Genomic DNA, 17739 nt, shown 5'->3' on the forward strand with positions numbered 1-17739 from the left:
GTGATCAGTCCTTGTCCGGCGTCGTCGCGAGCAGGCCGCGCAGCACGCTCCGGCCGCGCTGCTCGGCCACTGAGGGAGGGCGGTCGGCGGAGACCGCCACGTCGGGTTCGATCCCGACCCCGTCGAGGTTACGGCCGCCCGGGGTGCGGTAGCGACCCACGGTCAGCTCGATCGCCGATCCGTCGGCCAGCCGGACCGACTCCTGCACCGAGCCCTTCCCGTACGTACGCGATCCTATGATCACCGCGCGGTCCCGGTCGCGCAGGGATCCGGCGACCACCTCGGCGGCGCTGGCGGTCCCGGCGTCGACCAGCACGACCAGCGGGGTCCGCGGGTCGCCCGGCGCGGTGACCGTGCGCCGCTGGACGGGCCCGCCGCGCGGCTCGTAGGTCACGACGAGGCCGCCGGGCAGGAACGCCGACGCCGTCTCGACCGCCTCGTCCAGCAGGCCGCCGGGGTCGCCGCGCAGATCGAGCATGATCCCGCCGGACGGGGCGCCCCGCGGCGACCGCCCGGTCACCGCGTCGCGGACCTGCCGTCCGGTGCCGCGGGTGAAGGCGCCGACCCGGATCAGCCGGACGTGCCCTGGCAGGTCGGTCACGGTGACGTCGCCTCCGGAGACGGGCGTGCGGACGAGATGGAACTCCTCTGTCCGACGCCCGCGCAGCACGGTGAGTTCGACGGCGGCGCCGGGACGTCCGCGCAGCGCCGTGCCGACGCGCGTCACGTCCCAGCCGGCGACCGGGGTGCCGCCGACCGCGGTCACCACGTCGCCGGCGAGGACGCCGGCGCGGGCGGCGGCGGTGCCGGGCTGGACGCTCGCGACCCGCACCCGCGGGTCGCCGTCGGCGCTGCCGAGCCAGATCCCCACGCCGCTGTAGCGGCCGTTCAGGCGGCCCTCCATGTCGTCGTACCGGGCGGCCGGGTAGTAGCGGGCCCACCTGTCGCCGAGGCCGCGGAGCATGCCCTCGATGGCGGCGCGGTCGAGCTCGCCGCGGCCGACCGGGTGCGCGGCCCGGCTGCCGATCTTCGCGGCGGCCTCGTCCAGCACCGACCCGCCCGCGGCCGCGCGGCGGTCCGGACGGCCCTCGCCGCTCAGCACGCCGAGACCGTAGGCGCACAGGATCGCGGTGGCGACGGCGGCGCCGCGCAGCAGGCGGCCGGGGGCGGACATGACGGCAAGTGTAAAACCGCGGCCGCGCCGCCCTCCGCCGCTCCGCCGGACGCGTGCGGCCGGATCTCGCGTACGGCTAGATCTTCAGGTATCTGCGCAGGGTCAGGAACGACGACGCGGCGCACAGCAGCACGCCGAAGCAGATCGACACGATGATCACCATGATCACCTGGAACCAGCCGAGCTGGCTGACCAGCTGCACCGTCCCGGCCAGCCGGTCGATCAGCAGCTTCTTGCTGATCACCAGCAGCACCGAGGCGAACACCCCGCCGATCAGGCCCGCGATCGCGCCCTCCAGGATGAAGGGCAGCTGGATATAGGTGTTGGACGCGCCGACCAGCCGCATGATGCCGGTCTCCCGGCGCCGGTTGAACGCCGACAGCCGGACCGTGTTCCCGACCAGCAGCACCGACGCGATCACCTGGATCAGCGCGATGCCGAGCGCCGCCGCCTGGAGCCCGTTCAGGATCTTGAAGAACTTCTTCAGGATCTGCTGCTCGTTGATCACCGTGTCGACGCCGGGATGCCCCAGCATCGCCTGCGCGACCGGTTTGTACTCCTCCGGGTTCTTCAGCTTCACCCGGAACGAGTCGGGGATGTCGCCCTCACGGGTGCTCTGCACGAACCCCGGCGACCCGGCGAAGCGGTCCTTGAACCGCGCGAACGCCTCCTGCTTGTTCTCGTACTGGACGTTGGAGACCTGCGGCATCTTCTTCAGCTGCGCCTGGATCTCGGACCGCTGCTGGTCGGTGACGTCCTGCTTCTGGCAGTTGGCGTTGGAACTGGTCTTCGCGCACAGGAAGATCGAGACCTCGATCTTGTCGTACCAGTAGTCCTTGGACGCGGCCACCTGCTGGCGCAGCAGCAGTCCGGTGCCGAAGAGCGCCATGGCGATGGCGACGGTGATGACCAGGGAGATCGTCATCGTCAGGTTCCGGCGGAGACCGATCCAGATCTCCTGCATAACGAACTGTACGCGCATGCCTCGCTGTCCTTGATCGCCTGTGTCCGCCGCCGGCACGGGTCCGCCGCTGGCGGGCCCGGAACGGGCGTCCCCTCTGCCTGAGTCGTACGCCCGGTGGGAACCGTCGGTTCAGATGGAGCCGCCGCTGGAGGGGGTCCGCGGCGGTGGCCCGTCGGGCCGTGGTCGATGGGGCTCGTGCCGGCCGGTGCGCCGGGCCCGGGTCAGTACGCCTGGCCGTACACGCCGCGGGACTGGTCGCGGACGACCCGCCCGTCCTCGAGCTCGACGACGCGCTTGCGGAACGCGTCGACGATGGCGGCGTCGTGGGTGGCCATGACGACGGTGGTGCCGGTCCGGTTGATCCGGTCCAGCACCTTCATGATGCCGATCGAGGTGGCGGGGTCGATGTTCCCCGTCGGCTCGTCCGCCAGCAGGATCATCGGCCGGTTGACGAACGCCCGCGCGATCGCGACGCGCTGCTGCTCGCCGCCGGACAGCTCGTCCGGCATCCGGTGGGCCTTGCCCTCCAGGCCGACGAGGTCGATGACCTCGGGGACGACCTTGCCGATGAACCGCCGCGGCTTGCCGATCACCTCGAGGGCGAACGCGACGTTCTCGAAGACGTTCTTGTTGGGGAGCAGCCGGAAGTCCTGGAAGACGCAGCCGATCCTGCGGCGCAGGTGCGGCACCTTCCAGTTGCTCAGACGGCTCAGGTCCTTGCCCGCCACGTGCACGTGACCCTGGGACGGGCGCTCCTCCTTGAGGATGAGGCGCAGGAAGGTCGACTTCCCGGACCCCGACGGGCCCACCAGGAACAGGAACTCGCCCTTCTCGATGCCGACGTTCACATGCTGGAGGGCGGGGCGGTTCTGGCTCGGGTAGACCTTGGTGACGTTGTCGAAATTGATCACGGCTGCATCACGGCGGTTCAGTCTAGGGGTTGGGGAGCGGCCCGGCCGCCTGCCGCGGACTGGCCGTCCGCGTGCCGCGACCTGCGCCGCCCGGCTCCGCGACCAGGGGGGCCGTGGAACCTTCGAGCAGTGTAGAGGGGACAGTCAACTACCTCGTCCCGCTCCGTGGGGTGGGAACGCCCGGGGCCCGCCGCTTTCAACGGCGTGTCGCGCGCGGACGGGACGACGGCGCGGGCGGCGCCCCGCGGGGCCCCGACCTGTCCGTGCTGTGTCATGTACCGTCTCCCGACGTCCGGCCGTTTCATGCCGTCAAGCTCCCGGACTTGCCGGAACGACCATACAGTCCGGCTACGCTGGATGATGGCGAAAGATACCTAATCGGTCGACGATCGACCTTATCCCCGCACGGAGCCACGTACCGTTCACGGAGAATGGGGCCCACGACATGAGCTGCGAACATCTGATCTGCGCTCGGTGCTCGAATCCGGTGGTCGAGGGACGCTGCCCCACCTGCCGCGCCGCGCGCGCGGAGCTGCACCACCACGGACCTTCCGTCCCTCCGGCCGTGGTCTTGGCCGTCCTGGTCGGCCTGCTGTTCGCCGCCCTCGTCCTCCAGCGCGTCTACGGCTGACGCCACGTCCCGTTAGGGCGCGCCTCAGAACTCCTTGACGCGCTTAGAACTCCTTGACGCTCAGGGCTTTTTGATGGGCGGGGTGGCGGCCTTGGAGATCGCCCCGTCGTCGGCCACCAGCTCGGCCTTGGGCTGCGGCTTGCCGTTCTTGGCGCGGGGCGGGTCGTAGGCGGCGAACTGGAACGTCGCCGTGGTGTCGATCTCGTCGCCCTCGACGGTGCCGTCCAGCAGGTGCTCCGCCTCCTTGGGGATCTCCGGCTTCGCCCCGGCCGTCCCCGGCCCGACGAGCGCGTTGTTGCGGAACAGCGAGTACAGGATCAGCCCCCCGCCGCTCTTCGTCCGCAGCCCGAAGTAGGGATAAGGCGTGGCCGTGTAGACGACGGTGAGGGTGAGGTCCTGATCCTTGGCCTTCTTCTTGGCGCGCTTGGTCTGCTGGTAGTAGCCGGACGTCAGCGGACCGGTCTTCATGACCTTGGCGGCGACGCTCGCGGCGCCCTCGGCGGCCATCGTCGCCTGGATCCCGCCGACGTCGCGGGGACGGATCAGGACCTTGGAGTCGTCCGAGCTCAGCGCCTCGGCGTAGCCGTCCGGATCGAGCTGGATCTTCGGCAGCTCGGCCTTGGGCGCGAGCAGCGTCGCCAGCGTGAGGTGCCAGTCGTCGGACGGGCCGCGCAGGATGAACCCCATCAGCGCGGTCTCCTTGCTCTTCTTCTCCCCCGGGACGGACCGGTCCACGGACGCGACAAACCACTGCGGGTACGCGTCGGCCTTCAGCTTCGGCACGTACAGCGTCGGCTTGCCATAGGAGAAGCGGCGCACCGGGTCGCCGTCGAAGGCCGCCTTGCGGAACTCGGCGGCGGTGAGCAGGGACTGCCCGTCGGACGTCCAGGTCAGCGCCAGCCGCTCGTCGGCGGCGGCACGGGCCACGTCCTCGTCGGTGATGTAGGTCTGGAACGCCTTGCTCGCGACATCCGGGGTCAGCGGGACCGGCTGCGGCGGGGTGGTCGACGGCATGACCGGGGTGGGGCGCGCGCGCGGCTTGTCGCCGCCGCCGCAGCCCGCGGCCATGAGCGGCGTCACCAGCAGCACGGCGGCCGCCACCGCCCGCGCGATCCTACGCAACTACCGCCCCCCGGCACCGACGCGTCGCCGGGCCGTCCCCGGCCCGGCCTTCCGGCCCGTGATTCTGCCATCCGCAGCGTATCCGCGGGCGTCCGGGCACTGCCCGCACGGCGATAAGCTCGAAGCGTGGCAGGCATCGAACCGGAAGAGCAGCTCAAGGAGCTCGGCTCGACCCTCGCGGGCATCGAGCAGGTGCTGGACCTCGACGGCATGCGGCGTGACATCGCCGAGCTGCGCGAGCAGTCGGCCGACCCCGATCTGTGGAACGACCAGGAGCGCGCCCAGTCGGTGACGCGCCGGCTGTCGTACCTGGAGAGCGAGCTGGGCCGGGTCGAGGGGCTGCGGCAGCGGCTCGACGACGCCGCCACCCTGTACGAGATGGCGCAGGAGATGGACGACGCCGACACGCGCGCGGAGGCCGACGAGGAGCTGGCCGCGCTGCACAAGGCGATCCAGCAGCTCGAGGTCCGCACGCTGATGTCGGGCGAGTACGACGCCCGGGAGGCGCTCGTCACCATCAACGCGCAGGCCGGCGGCGTGGACGCGGCCGACTGGGCGCAGCAGCTGCAGCGGATGTACCTGCGCTGGGCCGAGCGGCACGGCTACCCCACGGAGATCTACGAGACGTCCTTCGCCGAAGAGGCGGGGATCAAGTCGACGACGTTCACCGTGAAGGCCCCCTACGCGTACGGGACGCTGCGCGGGGAGCACGGCACGCACCGGCTGGTGCGGATCTCCCCGTTCGACAACGCGGCCCGGCGGCAGACCTCCTTCGCGGGCCTGGACGTCGTCCCGGTGGTGGAGCAGAGCGACCACGTCGACATCGACGAGAGCGACCTGCGGGTGGACGTGTACCGGTCGTCCGGGCCGGGCGGCCAGGGCGTCAACACCACCGACTCGGCGGTGCGGATCACCCACATCCCGACCGGGATCGTGGTGTCCTGCCAGAACGAGCGCAGCCAGCTGCAGAACAAGGCCACGGCGATGAACGTGCTGCAGGCCAAGCTGCTGGAGCGCAAGCGGCAGGAGGAGGCGGAGAAGATGTCCGCGCTGCGCGGTGAGGGCACCAGCAGCTGGGGCACGCAGATCCGCAACTACGTGCTGCACCCGTACCAGATCGTCAAGGACCTGCGGACCGGCGTCGAGGTCGGCAACCCGACCGCGGTGCTGGACGGCGACATCGACGAGTTCATCGAGGCCGAGATCCGCTGGATGCGCCAGCAGGAGACCTCCGCCTGATCCTCGCGGAACCGGAACCGGAACCGGCCTGAGGCGGCCTTTCCGGGCCTGCTGCGGCCGGCGTTCGCGCGCGCCCATCTCCCCGCCTCCGGGTGTCTCCGGAGTGAGGTCCGCGTACGACTTTCCGGATTCGGTGAGTGACCGTGCAGTTACTCTGCGATTATCTTCCGTGGACCGGATCACCGACTCCACCACGGGGGGCTGCATGCCCGCACGCATCGTCACGTCCACGGTTCTGCCGGCCGTCCTGCTGGCCGGCGCCGCGCTGGCCGCAGCCGGGTGCGACGACAACACGTCCTCGGCCGGAGTGGGCCCGCCCGCGCTGACCAAGCAGCAGGCCGGGCAGGTGCTGGCCGCCTACACCACCGCGGTGAACCGGGCGGGCAAGCGGCTGGACGGCAGGGAACTGCCCGGGATCGAGGCCGATCCGCAGCTGTCCATGGACGAGGCCGCGCTGAAGCTGCGGCGCACGATCCGGCAGCGGCCGCCGGCGCTGAAGTTCACCCACCCGGTGTTCTACATCCCGCGGCTGCACGGGTACCCGCACTGGTTCGCCGCCGACGCGATCACCGGCAAGGGCAAGCAGACGCTCCGGCACGCGATGCTGTTCACGCAGGCCAAGGCGGGGGCGCCGTGGCTGCTCGCGGCCGACCCCTACCCGGCGGACGCGGCGCTGAGCAGGGTGGCGCTCGACCCGGACGGGTACGCCACCCCGGTCGACGCCGGCGACAAGGGCCTGCCGATCGCGCCCGCCCGGCTGCCCGCCGTGCACGCGGCGGTGCTGAGCGGCGGCACGTCGGCGCCGGGGGCGTCGGCGCTGGCGAAGGGCCCGAAGACCAGCGAGACCTACAACGCGCTGAAGCAGGGCGAGCAGGCGCTGGCGAACCGCGGCGTCACGCTGTCCTCGAAGTTCTCGGCGGCGCCGTACGCGGTGTACGCGCTGCGCACGAAGGACCGCGGCGCGCTGGTCTGGTACGTCGTGAAGCAGAACGAGGCGTATTCCGCCGCGAAACGGGGCAGGCTGGCTGTGAGCGGTGATCTCACCGGGCTGGCCCCGGCGGCGTCCGCCAGGACGCGGATGGACACGACCGTCCTGGTGCAGTACCTGGCCACCGTTCCGCCCAAGGGCCGCGCCACGGTCACCGGCATGTACCGCAAGGCGATCGCGGCCCACGGTTCCTGATCTCCGTCGGGTGCCGGGCCGTCCCGCTCTTCTCGACCGCTGCAGTGGGACGGTCCCGGCATCCGACGGGCCGCCACCGGACGTTCCCGCCCGGCACGCGGCACCCGGCGGGGCACCGCGTTCTTCTACACTGGCGCGACATACTCGACATTCCGTCCGCCGAGGTGGGAAGTGCGCCGAGCGCCCCGGAGGGCCGTGGCCCTGGTCATGGCCGGTTCCGCCGTCCTCACCGGGGCCTGCTCCGGCGGCGGCGCGGCCGGCGGGACGGCCGCCGCCGCGCCCGCGGGGTCCCCGGTGGTCGGCGCGGACGAGTCCCTGAAGGTGCTGCGCGACTGGACCGACCGGCACAACAGGGCCATCACGTCCGGCGATGAGAAGCTCTGGCGCGACACCGTGACGGGCGCCCTCGCCGCCCCGGTCACCGCTCGCGTCCGCACCTACGGCAAGCTGCCGGAGACGGCGACGATCTCCCTGGCGAACCCGGTGCTGTACGTGCCGCGCCGCTCCGCGTACCCGAAATGGTTCGGGATCGCCGCGCTGGAACGCTCGGACGGCAAGGACCAGCAGGTTCTCGGCGTGTTCGTGAAGACGGGCGCCAAGGACGGCTGGCGCGCCGCGCACTGGCTCACGTTCCAGGGCGGCGCCCCTGACCTCGCCTACGACGCCGAGGGCTACGCGATCCCCGCGCCCGACCGGGGCCTGCCCACCGCGCACGCGAACTACCTGGCCAAGGGCGACGCCACCGGGCTGATGCCGGACGCGTTCTCCGCGAACGCCCGCAAGGCCGAGCAGGGCGACTGGACGGTGACGCCCGGACGGTTCGCGCCCGGTCCGGGCCCGTCGTACGCGCTGCGGACCGGCGACGGCGGCTCCCTCGTCTGGTACGGGCTGACGCAGGACGCGACGCTCACCGGCGGCACGGAGCCCGGCCTGCCCGCTGACGTCCGCGACTACCTCGCCAAGGACGGCCGGAAGCCGGGCGGGACCGTCCACGCGTCCTGGCAGTGGCTCGTGATCGGCTACGCCCCGCCGTCCGGCAAGGGCCGCGTCCTCGGCGAGTCCGTCTCCCTCACCACCGCCCGCTGACCGCCGAACCGCGGCGTGCCGCCCTCATCGCGGCCGATGAGGGCGGCGGCGCCGCGGGATCAGGCTTCGGTGGACGGGAGGGAGCTGGCCGTCACCAGGGTGCGGATCGAGCCGAGCGCGACCGACAGCGTCGCCAGGTCGAAGCTGTCGCTCTCCCAGATCTCGCTGAGCGTCTGCTGGGCGCGCTGCACCGCCGTCTTGTTCTTCTCCGCCCAGTGCGCCATCCGCACCTCGGGCTCGCCGCCCGGCTCGCTCGTCACCAGCACGTCGCGGGTGAGCGCGGCGTGCGCGGCGTACAGGTCGTCGCGCAGCGCGGAACGGGCCATGGACCGCCACCGGTCGTCGCGCGGCAGCGCCACGACCCGGTCGCGCAGCCGGGCCAGCTGCAGCCGGTCCGCCAGGTCGAAGTAGACCTCCGCGACCTCCTCCACCGGACGGCCCGACTCGTGCGCGATGCCGACCAGGTCGAACGTCGAGTACGCGGTGACCAGCATCGCGCACTGCTCGGCCAGCTCGTCCGGCACGCCCCGCTCGGCGAAGCCGTCCCGGCGCTGCTCGAACGCCTGCAGGTCCAGGCCGACGAGCAGCTTCGGCAGCTGCGAGGTGAGCGTGGTCGCGCCGGCGCCGAAGAAGTCGATCGTCTCCCGGATGTCGAACGGGGGACGCCGGTTGTGCAGCAGCCAGCGGGCGCCGCGCTCGGTGAGCTTGCGCGCCTCCAGCAGCATCGCGATCTGCGTCGACTCGGCGACCTGGTGCGACAGCCGCTCCACCGACCGCCAGAACCGCGGCATCTGGAACACCTCGCGGGCCACCAGGTAGGCGCGGGCGATGTCCGACGACGACGCCCCCGTCTCCTCGTTCATCCGGAACACGAACGTGGTGCCGCTGTTGTTGACCAGGTCGTTCACCACCGCGGTGGTGATGATCTCGCGGCGCAGCGGGTGCCGGTCCATGTACGGCTGGAACCGCTCGCGCAGCGGCGTCGGGAAGTAGTCGACCAGCCACGACTCCAGGTACGGGTCGTCGGGCAGGTCGGAGGCGATGATCTCGTGGTCGAGGGTCAGCTTGGAGTAGGCGAGCAGCACCGAGAACTCCGGGCTGGTCAGCCCGAGCCCGGACTGCCGCCGCTCCGCGATCGCCTTGTCCTCCGGCAGGAACTCCAGCCGCCGCTTCAGCCGCCCGTCCCGCTCCAGCTTGCGCATGTACCGGGCGTGGACGTGCAGCATCGCGGGCGCCTGCGCGCGGGACGCGGCGAGCACCACGTTCTGCGCGTAGTTGTCGGGCAGCACCAGCCGCGCGACCTCGTCGGTCATCTCGTAGAGCAGCGTGTCGCGCTGCTTGCGGGTCAGCTCGCCGTCCCGCACGACCTGGTCGAGCAGGATCTTGATGTTGACCTCGTGGTCGGAGGTGTCGACGCCGGCGGAGTTGTCGATGAAGTCGGTGTTCACCAGCCCGCCGTTGCGGGCGAACTCGATCCGGCCGAGCTGGGTCATGCCGAGGTTGCCGCCCTCGCCGATGACCTTGCAGCGCAGCTCGTCGCCGTTCACCCGCAGCAGGTCGTTTGCCTTGTCGCCGACGTCGGCGTTGTTCTCCACCGACGCCTTGACGTAGGTGCCGATGCCGCCGTTCCACAGCAGGTCGACCGGCGCCTTCAGCGCGGCGCTGATCAGCTCGTACGGCGCCATGGCCTTCACCGCGTCGTCGATGCCGAGCGCCGCCCGCACCTGCGGGGTGATCCGGATCGACTTGGCGGCGCGGGGATGCACGCCGCCGCCCTTGGAGATCAGCGAGGTGTCGTAGTCGGCCCAGGTGCTGCGCGGCAGCTCGAACATCCGGCGCCGCTCGGCGAACGAGACCGCCGGGTCCGGGTCGGGGTCGAGGAAGATGTGCCGGTGGTCGAACGCGCAGACCAGCTTGATGTGCTCCGACAGCAGCATCCCGTTGCCGAACACGTCGCCGGACATGTCGCCGATGCCGACGACGGTGAAGTCCTCCCGCTGGACGTCCTTGCCCAGCGACCGGAAGTGGTACTTCACCGACTCCCACGCGCCGCGCGCGGTGATGCCCATCGCCTTGTGGTCGTAGCCGACGGACCCGCCGGACGCGAACGCGTCGCCGAGCCAGAACCCGTACTCGGCGGCGACGCCGTTGGCGATGTCGGAGAACGTCGCGGTGCCCTTGTCGGCCGCGACCACCAGGTAGGTGTCGTCGCCGTCGTGGCGGACGACGTTCGGCGGCGGGACGACCTTGCCGTCCACCAGGTTGTCGGTGACGTCGAGGAGCCCGGAGATGAAGTCCTTGTAGCAGGCGATGCCGGCCTGCTGCCACGCCTCCCGGTCGACGGACGGGTCGGGCAGCTGCTTGCCGACGAACCCGCCCTTCGCGCCCGCCGGGACGATGACGGTGTTCTTCACCGCCTGCGCCTTGACCAGGCCGAGGATCTCGGTGCGGAAGTCCTCGCGGCGGTCCGACCAGCGCAGCCCGCCGCGCGCGACGGACCCGAACCGCAGGTGCACGCCCTCCACCTTCGGCGAGTACACGAAGATCTCGTAGGTGGGCCGCGGCTGCGGCAGGTCCGGGATGCCCTCCGGGTCGAACTTCATCGACAGGTAGGGCTTGTGCTGGTAGTGGTTCGTGCGCAGCGTCGCCTGGACGAGCGCGAGGTAGGCGCGCAGGATGCGGTCCTCGTCGAGGCTCGCGACCTCGTCGAGCATCCCGTTCAGCTCCTCGATGATGGCGAGGCTGCGCTCCTCCTCGCCGCCGGCCAGCCCCGGGTCGAGGCGGCTCTCCCACAGCCGCACCAGCAGCCGGGTGATCGCGGCGTTGCGCAGCAGCACCTGCTCGATGTACCGCTTGGAGAACGTCGTCCCGGTCTGCCGCAGGTACAGGGCGTAGGCGCGCAGGATCATCGCCTGCCACCAGTTCAGCCCGACGTGCAGGACGAGCGCATTGAACCCGTCGTTCTCGATGCGGCCCTGCCACAGCGCGGTGAACGCGTCCTGGAACAGGCCCTTGATGGCCTCCTCCGGGACGTCCCCGGGCGGCGCGTACCGCAGCCCGAGGTCGTAGACCCAGTACCGCTGCCCGTCGGAGGTGTTGACCTCGTACGGGCGCTCGTCGACGACCTCCACGCCCATGTTCTGCAGCAGCGGCAGCACCCGCGACAGCGAGATCGGCTCGCCCCGCCGGTAGATCTTCAGCCGCCGCTCGCCGGGCTCGGCGCTGAACGGCTCGTACAGGTTGATGGAGGTGTCGTCCTCGTCGGTGAGGTCGTCGAGGAAGCGCAGGTCGGCGACCGCGGTGCGGGCCGGGAAGTCGGCCTTGTAGCCGTCGGGGAACGCGTCGCCGTAGCGGCGCGCGAGCGTCCCGGACCGTTCCTCGCCGCACTGCTCCACGATCGCGTCGGCGAGGTCGTCCTCCCACGAGCGGGTCGCGGCGGCGAGCCGGTCCTCCAGCCCGTCGACGTCCACGTCCGGCAGCGGGCGGCCCCGCTCGCCGCGCACCACCACGTGCAGGCGGGCCAGCAGCGACTCGGTCACGTTCGCGCTGTAGTCGACGCTGACGCCCTCGAACGCGCGGCGCAGGATCTCCTGGATGCGCAGCCGGATCTTGGTGGTGTAGCGGTCCCGCGGCAGGTACACCATGCACGACATGAACCGGCCGTACAGGTCCTTGCGCAGGAACAGCTTCAGCTGGCGGCGCTCGCGCAGCCGCAGCACGCCGAGCGAGATGCCGAGCAGGTCGTCGACGGAGATCTGGAACAGCTCGTCGCGGGGGTAGCTCTCCAGGATCTCGATGAGGTCCTGGCCGTCGTAGCTGTCGGGGGTGAACCCGGCGCGCTCCAGCACCTCGTCGAGCTTGCGCTTCAGGACGGGGACGTGCGCGATCGACTCGCTGTAGGCGACGTGCGTGAACAGCCCGAGGAACCGGCGCTCGCCGATGACCTCGCCGTCCTCGTCGAACTTCTTGACGCCGATGTAGTCCAGGTACAGGCCGCGGTGGACGGTGGAGCGCGAGTTCGCCTTCGTCAGGATCAGCAGCCGCTTCTCGGTGGCCTTCTCGCGGACCTCCGGCGGCAGCGCCGCGAAGCTGTCGGACTCGCGCTTGTCGTTGCGCAGGATGCCGAGGCCGGTGCCGGGCTCGGGGCGCAGGCCGAGCTTGGCGTGGTCCTCGACGGCGGCGGCCGAGGTCTGCCCGTCGTCGACGAGCGTGTAGTCGCGGTAGCCGAGGAAGGTGAAGTGCCCGTCGGCGAGCCATTCCAGCAGCTCGACGCCCTCGGCGAGCTCCTTGTCCGGCAGCGGCGGCGCGGCGTCGCGGATCGACGCGGCGATCTCGACCGCGCGGGCCCGCATCTTCGGCTCGTCCTCGACCGCGACCCGCACGTCCTGCAGGACGCGGACCAGGTCCTTCTCCAACCGGTCCAGCAGCGCGCGGTCGCTGGTGCGGTCCACCTCGATGTGGATCCAGGACTCGTCGATGTCGGACGGGCTGTCGTGCTTGCCGCGGAACGCCCGCAGATGTCCCGCGACGTCGCGGTCGACCCCGAGCAGCGGGTGCACGATCAGGTGGGTGGCGAGCTGGTGCCGGGTCAGCTCCATCGTGACGGAGTCGACCAGGAACGGCATGTCGTCGGTGACGACCTGGACGACGGTGTGGCCGGGGTCCCAGCCGTACTCCTCGACCGTCGGGGTGAACACGCGGACCTTGGCGCGGCCCTGCGGCCGTTCCTCGCCGAGCGCCCGGTGCGCCATCGCGGGCCCGCAGATGTCGGCGGGGTCGCGGGCGAGGAGGTCTTCCGAGGCCACGTGACGGTAGTAGAGCCGGAGGTAGGCGGCGGACTCCTCGACGTCCCCCGCCGAACGCGCCCCCGGCCGCTGGGCGCACGTCTCCGCCGCCCTCCGGAGCAGATCGTCCTTCGCCTGATCGAGCCTGCCGCCCATCACCAACAACACTCCCTAGAGAAACTTCGCCACCTCGTTGTGGCGCCGCTCACTTGCGCCAGTAAATCAGGGAAATCCCCCAAAGCCGACCTGCCAGTCCGCGAGGTCAGCGTGGCTTTGCCCACCCTGCCAGGCGGCGCGGGGCGCCCGCCCGAAGATCGCCGAAGTCCGTGCGGGGCGCCGGTCCGCGGGCGCGCGCCGGTGGCGGGGGCGCCGTCCGGACGCCGGTTACGGCGGTGGGCCGGGGCGCCCGGCGCCGATTCCGGCGCAAGGCCCGACCGGCTCGGGGCCACGCTCGGGCGCCTGGGGGCCGGGGCTCGGCGCGCTCGGGGGCGGGCTCGGGCGCCCGGGGGCCGGGGCTCGGCGGCTTGGGGGCGGGCTCGGGCGGAGGCCTTGGGCGGGGCCGGGTGTCAGCCGGTGCCGGTGCCGCTGCCCGTGCCGGTGCCGGCGGGCGGGCTGCCCGGGTCGTCCGTGGGCGTTCCGGGGTCGGTCGGCCCCGTGGTCGGGCTCGAGGTCGGGTCGGGGCTGTGCGTGGTGTGCGTGGGCGACGGGTCGCCCGGGGACGTCGGCGTCGACGTGGGCGAGTCCGACGGGTAGGGGCTCTCGGGCGCCGACCCGGTCGTCGTCGGGGACGGGCTGTACGACGTGTCGGGGGCCTGCCGGGTCGGCGCGTGCCGCGACGGCACCGACATGCTGGGCACGTCGCCGGACTGCTGCGGCTGGTGGCTCGGGTCGCCGACCTTCTCCCCCGCCTTGCCCTTGTCGCCGGAGCCGAGCACGAGCACCGCGGACACCACGACGATCGCGACGAACAGCGCGGCGGCGCCCGCGAGGACGGCCGAGCGGCTCGACCCGGCGAGCGAGCGGCGCAGCGCCGCGACGGCGCCCCCACCGGCCCCGCCGGCTCCGGCCGCGGCCGCGCGGTCGCGCGGCAGGGTGTCGGCCACGTTCTCGGCGGCCCACTCCGCGGGCGTCGGCAGCCGCCCTGGGGCGGTGCCGGACGGGTCCGGACCGGGGTCGCCGTGGGCGGCCGGGTCCGTCCCGGCGAAGGCCGCGGGCTCGTACCCCTCGCCGGCGGCGGGCTCGAACCCTTCGTCGCCGAACTCGGCGGCGAGCACCGAACCGGCCGCGAGCATGGCGGTCTCGTCGGTGTTCCCGGTGGGCGCCGCCTCGACGGGCGCCTCCTCGTGCCCGAGCAGCCGCATCAGCACCTGCCGGGCGGCGGGGCGCCGCGCCGGGTCCTTCTCCAGGCAGTCGGCCACCAGATCGCGCAGCGGGCCGCTCATGTCGCCGAGATCCGGCTCCTCGTGCAGGATCCGGTTGATGACGGCGGGGATCGTGTCCTGCCCGAACGGCGGCTCCCCGGTCGCCGCGAACACCAGCGTGGCGGCCCAGCAGAACACGTCCGCGGGGGTGCCGACGTCGTCGCCGCTGATCTGCTCCGGCGCCATGTAGGAGGGCGTGCCGATGACCCGGCTGGTCAGCGTGGTGCTTCCGCTGATCGCGCGGGCCACGCCGAAGTCGATCACGCGCGGGCCGTCCGGGCCGATCAGCACGTTGTGCGGCTTGAAGTCGCGATGGATGATCTTCGCCTGGTGGATCGCGGACAGCGCGGTCGCGGTGCCCACGGCGAGCCGGTCCAGCGCCGCGCCGCGCACCGGGCCGTCCTGCGTGACCTGCTGGTTCAGCGACGGTCCCGGGACGTACTCGCTGACGATGTAGGGTCGGTCGCCGTCGACGTCGGCGTCCAGCACCTGCGCGGTGCAGAACGGCGCGACCTTCTTGGCCACCTCGAGCTCGCGCAGGAAGCGCGCGCGGGCCTTGTCGTCGGAGGTCAGTTCGGCGTGCAGCAGCTTGATCGCGACCTGGCGGCCGTCCTCGTCGGCGCCGAGGAACACCGCACCCTGCCCGCCCTCGCCCACCCGGCCGACCAGGGCGTAGCGACCCAGCCGCTCCGGGTCTCCGGACCGCAGCGCCCCAACCTCCATGCGTGGAACCGTCCCTCTCTCGTCGACGGGCCGAACGGACCACGGGCCGAATTCTCGCAGACCAGCGCTCCGACAGTGGGACGCGCGAGGCCGTCGGGAAGTTGACCCGGCCATGCGACCTTACGGCGCGATCCGACCCACCGCTCCTGAACAGACGCATTTGGGCCGAGCGACCACCTTAATGCCCCTCCCACCCCGCGCGACACCGTGGGAACACGTGTCGCGCGGGTGTTTCGGGGCGCGGAGGGACGGCCCCCGCTACGGCGTGAAGTGGGTGAGGACCTCGGGGTTCGCCATGGCGCCGCGGTTGGCGGCCTGGTCCACCGGGGTGCCCTGGAGGATCTTGCGGACGGGGACCTCCAGCTTCTTGCCCGACAGGGTCCGCGGGATGCCGGGGACGGCGGTGATCTCGTCCGGGACGTGCCGCGGCGACAGCGCCGAGCGGATCTCCCGCCTGAGCCGCGCGGCGAGGTCGTCGGTGAAGGACGCGCCCTCGGCGAGCTGCACGTACAGCAGCAGCCGCCCCTCCTGCCCGAGCCGTCCGGTGTCGATGACGAGGCTGTCGGCGATCTCGTCGAACGCCTCGACGACCCGGTAGAAGTCGGACGTGCCCATGCGGACGCCGCCGCGGTTGAGGGTCGAGTCGGACCGCCCGTAGATGACGCAGCCGCCGTCCGGGAGGACCTTGATCCAGTCGCCGTGCCGCCACACGCCCGGGTACATGTCGAAGTAGGACTCGCGGTAGCGGTCGCCGCTCTCGTCGTTCCAGAAGAACACCGGCATGGACGGCATCGGCTCGGTGATGACCAGCTCGCCGACCTCGTCCACGACCGGCTTGCCGTCGTCCCCGTACGCCTCGACCTTCGCGCCCAGGCACCGGCACTGGATGACGCCCGCGCCCAGCGGCAGCAGCGGCGACGGTCCGACGAACGCGGTGCACAGGTCGGTGCCGCCGGACATGGACCCGAGGAGGAGGTCCTTGCCGACCTCCTCGTACACCCACGCGAACCCTTCGGGCGGCAGCGGCGAACCGGTGGAACCGATGCCGCGCAGCCCTGACAGGTCGAACTCGCGTCCCGGGTGGCGTCCGTCCTTGGCGGACGCGGTGATGTAGGGCGCGCCCACACCCATGTAGGTCACCCCGTTGTCGGCGGCGAGCTTCCATAGGTCGAGCGGTGCACCGTCGTACATGACGATGGTGGAGCCCACCAGAAGACCGCCGATGAGGTAGTTCCACATCATCCAGCCGGTCGTGGTGAACCAGAAGAACACATCGCCCTGGCCGATGTCCTGGTGGAAGGTCAGCGCCTTGAGGTGCTCCAGGACGACCCCGCCGTGCCCGTGCACGATCGGCTTGGGCAGGCCCGTCGTGCCGGACGAGTACACCACCCACAGCGGATGGTCGAACGGGACGTCCTCGAACTCGATGGTGTCGTGGTTGGTGCGCGGCAGGTCGCCGTAGTGCATGCCCACGCGCAGGCCGTCGGGCGTGGCGGCCGGGTCCAGGTACGGGATCAGCACCGTCGCGGCCAGCGTCGGCAGCGCCGCCTCGATCTCACCGACGATCTCCCGCCGGTCGAACGTCCTGCCGTTGTAGGCGTAGCCGTCCACCGCGATCAGGACCTTCGGTTCGATCTGCGCGAACCGGTCGATCACCGAGGAGGACCCGAAGTCCGGCGAGCACGAGGACCACACCGCGCCCAGCGACGCCGTCGCCAGGAAGCAGATCAGCGCCTCCGGGATGTTCGGGATGTAGGCGACGACCCGATCGCCCTTCCCGACGCCCAGCTCGGCGAGGCCCGCCCGCACCTCCGCGACGTGCAGGAACAGCTCGCGGTAGGACAGCACCCGGTGCCCGCCGGCCTCCGACCGGAACACCACGGCCGTCTCGTCCGGCGTGTCCTCGGCGCGGCGCAGCGCGTTCGCGGCGTAGTTCAGGGTCGCGCCGGGGAACCAGCGCAGCCCGTCCACCGGCATCGGCCCGCCCTCGCGGACCGGGCCGTCCCCGCGCTCGCCGACCACGTCGAAGTACGACCAGATCGCGTCCCAGAAGTCGTCGACCTCGGTCACCGACCAGCGCCACAGCTCGTCGTAGGACTCCGCGCGCACGCCCCGGTCCCACAGCCAGTGGATGAAGCGGGTCACCCGCGCGTTCGCGACGACCTCCTCCGACGGCCGCCACAGCGCCGCTCCTTCGGAGACCTCGTGATCACGCGACATCGCTCTCCCTCCCCGCCGCGCCCAGGTGCGCAGCCCTCCCAATATCGGCCTCCCCGCCGGGCCCGCGCAACTTCCGCCGGCCCTGCGCGCGCTGCCCGGGCGGCCGGCTCCCATCGCAGGTCACAAGGGTGCGGCGGGCAATCCGCGGACGCCACACATCGGACCGCCCGCCGATCCTCATCCCCCACACACCGCGGTTTTCCACAGAACGCAGTTCTACTTCCGGTGCCCGGACGCGGCGTCGAGACTGGCATCCGGTCCACGAGAGGAGCGGCGGATGA

At 71.8% G+C, this 17739-nt stretch carries 11 protein-coding genes; 4 read left to right on the forward strand and 7 right to left on the reverse strand.

The features are described from left to right. Window positions 1–4 precede the first annotated feature (4 nt). The 3 genes from AB0C78_RS01605 to ftsE form a co-directional block, all read right to left on the reverse strand. Entirely contained in the window at window positions 5–1174 is a 1170-nt protein-coding gene (locus AB0C78_RS01605) for a S41 family peptidase (protein WP_360740554.1), read from the reverse strand. 76 nt (window positions 1175–1250) lie between these two features. After that, window positions 1251–2156 carry a permease-like cell division protein FtsX gene (gene ftsX / locus AB0C78_RS01610; RefSeq protein ID WP_360740556.1) on the reverse strand — a complete coding sequence of 302 codons (906 nt, stop codon included), beginning with the start codon at window positions 2154–2156 and terminating at the stop codon, window positions 1251–1253. A gap of 203 nt (window positions 2157–2359) precedes the next feature. Further along, window positions 2360–3049: a cell division ATP-binding protein FtsE gene (gene ftsE, locus AB0C78_RS01615; RefSeq protein ID WP_151541270.1), complete on the reverse strand. Its 690-nt coding sequence runs from the start codon at window positions 3047–3049 to the stop codon at window positions 2360–2362. 445 nt (window positions 3050–3494) lie between these two features. On the opposite strand from ftsE, the gene AB0C78_RS01620 reads away from it, so the two are divergent. Then, window positions 3495–3680, forward strand: a complete 186-nt coding sequence (locus AB0C78_RS01620) for a hypothetical protein (protein ID WP_151541271.1) — start codon at window positions 3495–3497, stop codon at window positions 3678–3680. 60 nt (window positions 3681–3740) lie between these two features. On the opposite strand, the gene AB0C78_RS01625 is transcribed toward AB0C78_RS01620, so the two are convergent. Then, a complete protein-coding gene (locus tag AB0C78_RS01625) occupies window positions 3741–4781 on the reverse strand; it encodes a hypothetical protein (RefSeq protein WP_360740559.1) in 1041 nt (346 codons plus the stop codon). 147 nt (window positions 4782–4928) lie between these two features. On the opposite strand from AB0C78_RS01625, the gene prfB reads away from it, so the two are divergent. The 3 genes from prfB (at window position 4929) to AB0C78_RS01640 (ending at window position 8310) form a co-directional block, all read left to right on the forward strand. Further along, entirely contained in the window at window positions 4929–6041 is a 1113-nt protein-coding gene (gene prfB / locus AB0C78_RS01630) for a peptide chain release factor 2 (RefSeq protein ID WP_151541273.1), read from the forward strand. Window positions 6042–6246: 205 nt separating this feature from the next. Then, window positions 6247–7224 (forward strand): hypothetical protein, encoded by a 978-nt coding sequence (locus tag AB0C78_RS01635; RefSeq protein WP_360740561.1) that lies wholly within the window; start codon window positions 6247–6249, stop codon window positions 7222–7224. A gap of 195 nt (window positions 7225–7419) precedes the next feature. Next, complete coding sequence (locus AB0C78_RS01640) at window positions 7420–8310, forward strand: hypothetical protein (RefSeq protein WP_360740563.1); 891 nt, start codon at window positions 7420–7422, stop codon at window positions 8308–8310. 59 nt (window positions 8311–8369) lie between these two features. On the opposite strand, the gene AB0C78_RS01645 is transcribed toward AB0C78_RS01640, so the two are convergent. The 3 genes from AB0C78_RS01645 to AB0C78_RS01655 form a co-directional block, all read right to left on the reverse strand. Continuing rightward, window positions 8370–13250: an NAD-glutamate dehydrogenase gene (locus AB0C78_RS01645; protein WP_360740565.1), complete on the reverse strand. Its 4881-nt coding sequence runs from the start codon at window positions 13248–13250 to the stop codon at window positions 8370–8372. Window positions 13251–13660: 410 nt separating this feature from the next. After that, on the reverse strand, window positions 13661–15238 hold the full coding sequence (locus tag AB0C78_RS01650; protein WP_360740567.1) for a protein kinase: 1578 nt from the start codon (window positions 15236–15238) through the stop codon (window positions 13661–13663). Window positions 15239–15496: 258 nt separating this feature from the next. Continuing rightward, a complete protein-coding gene (locus tag AB0C78_RS01655; RefSeq protein WP_360740569.1) occupies window positions 15497–17458 on the reverse strand; it encodes an acetoacetate--CoA ligase in 1962 nt (653 codons plus the stop codon). Between the last annotated feature and the right edge of the window lie 281 nt (window positions 17459–17739).

The organism is Actinomadura sp. NPDC048394, assembly GCF_040651755.1.
Classification (GTDB): Bacteria; Actinomycetota; Actinomycetes; order Streptosporangiales; family Streptosporangiaceae; genus Spirillospora; species Spirillospora montaniterrae.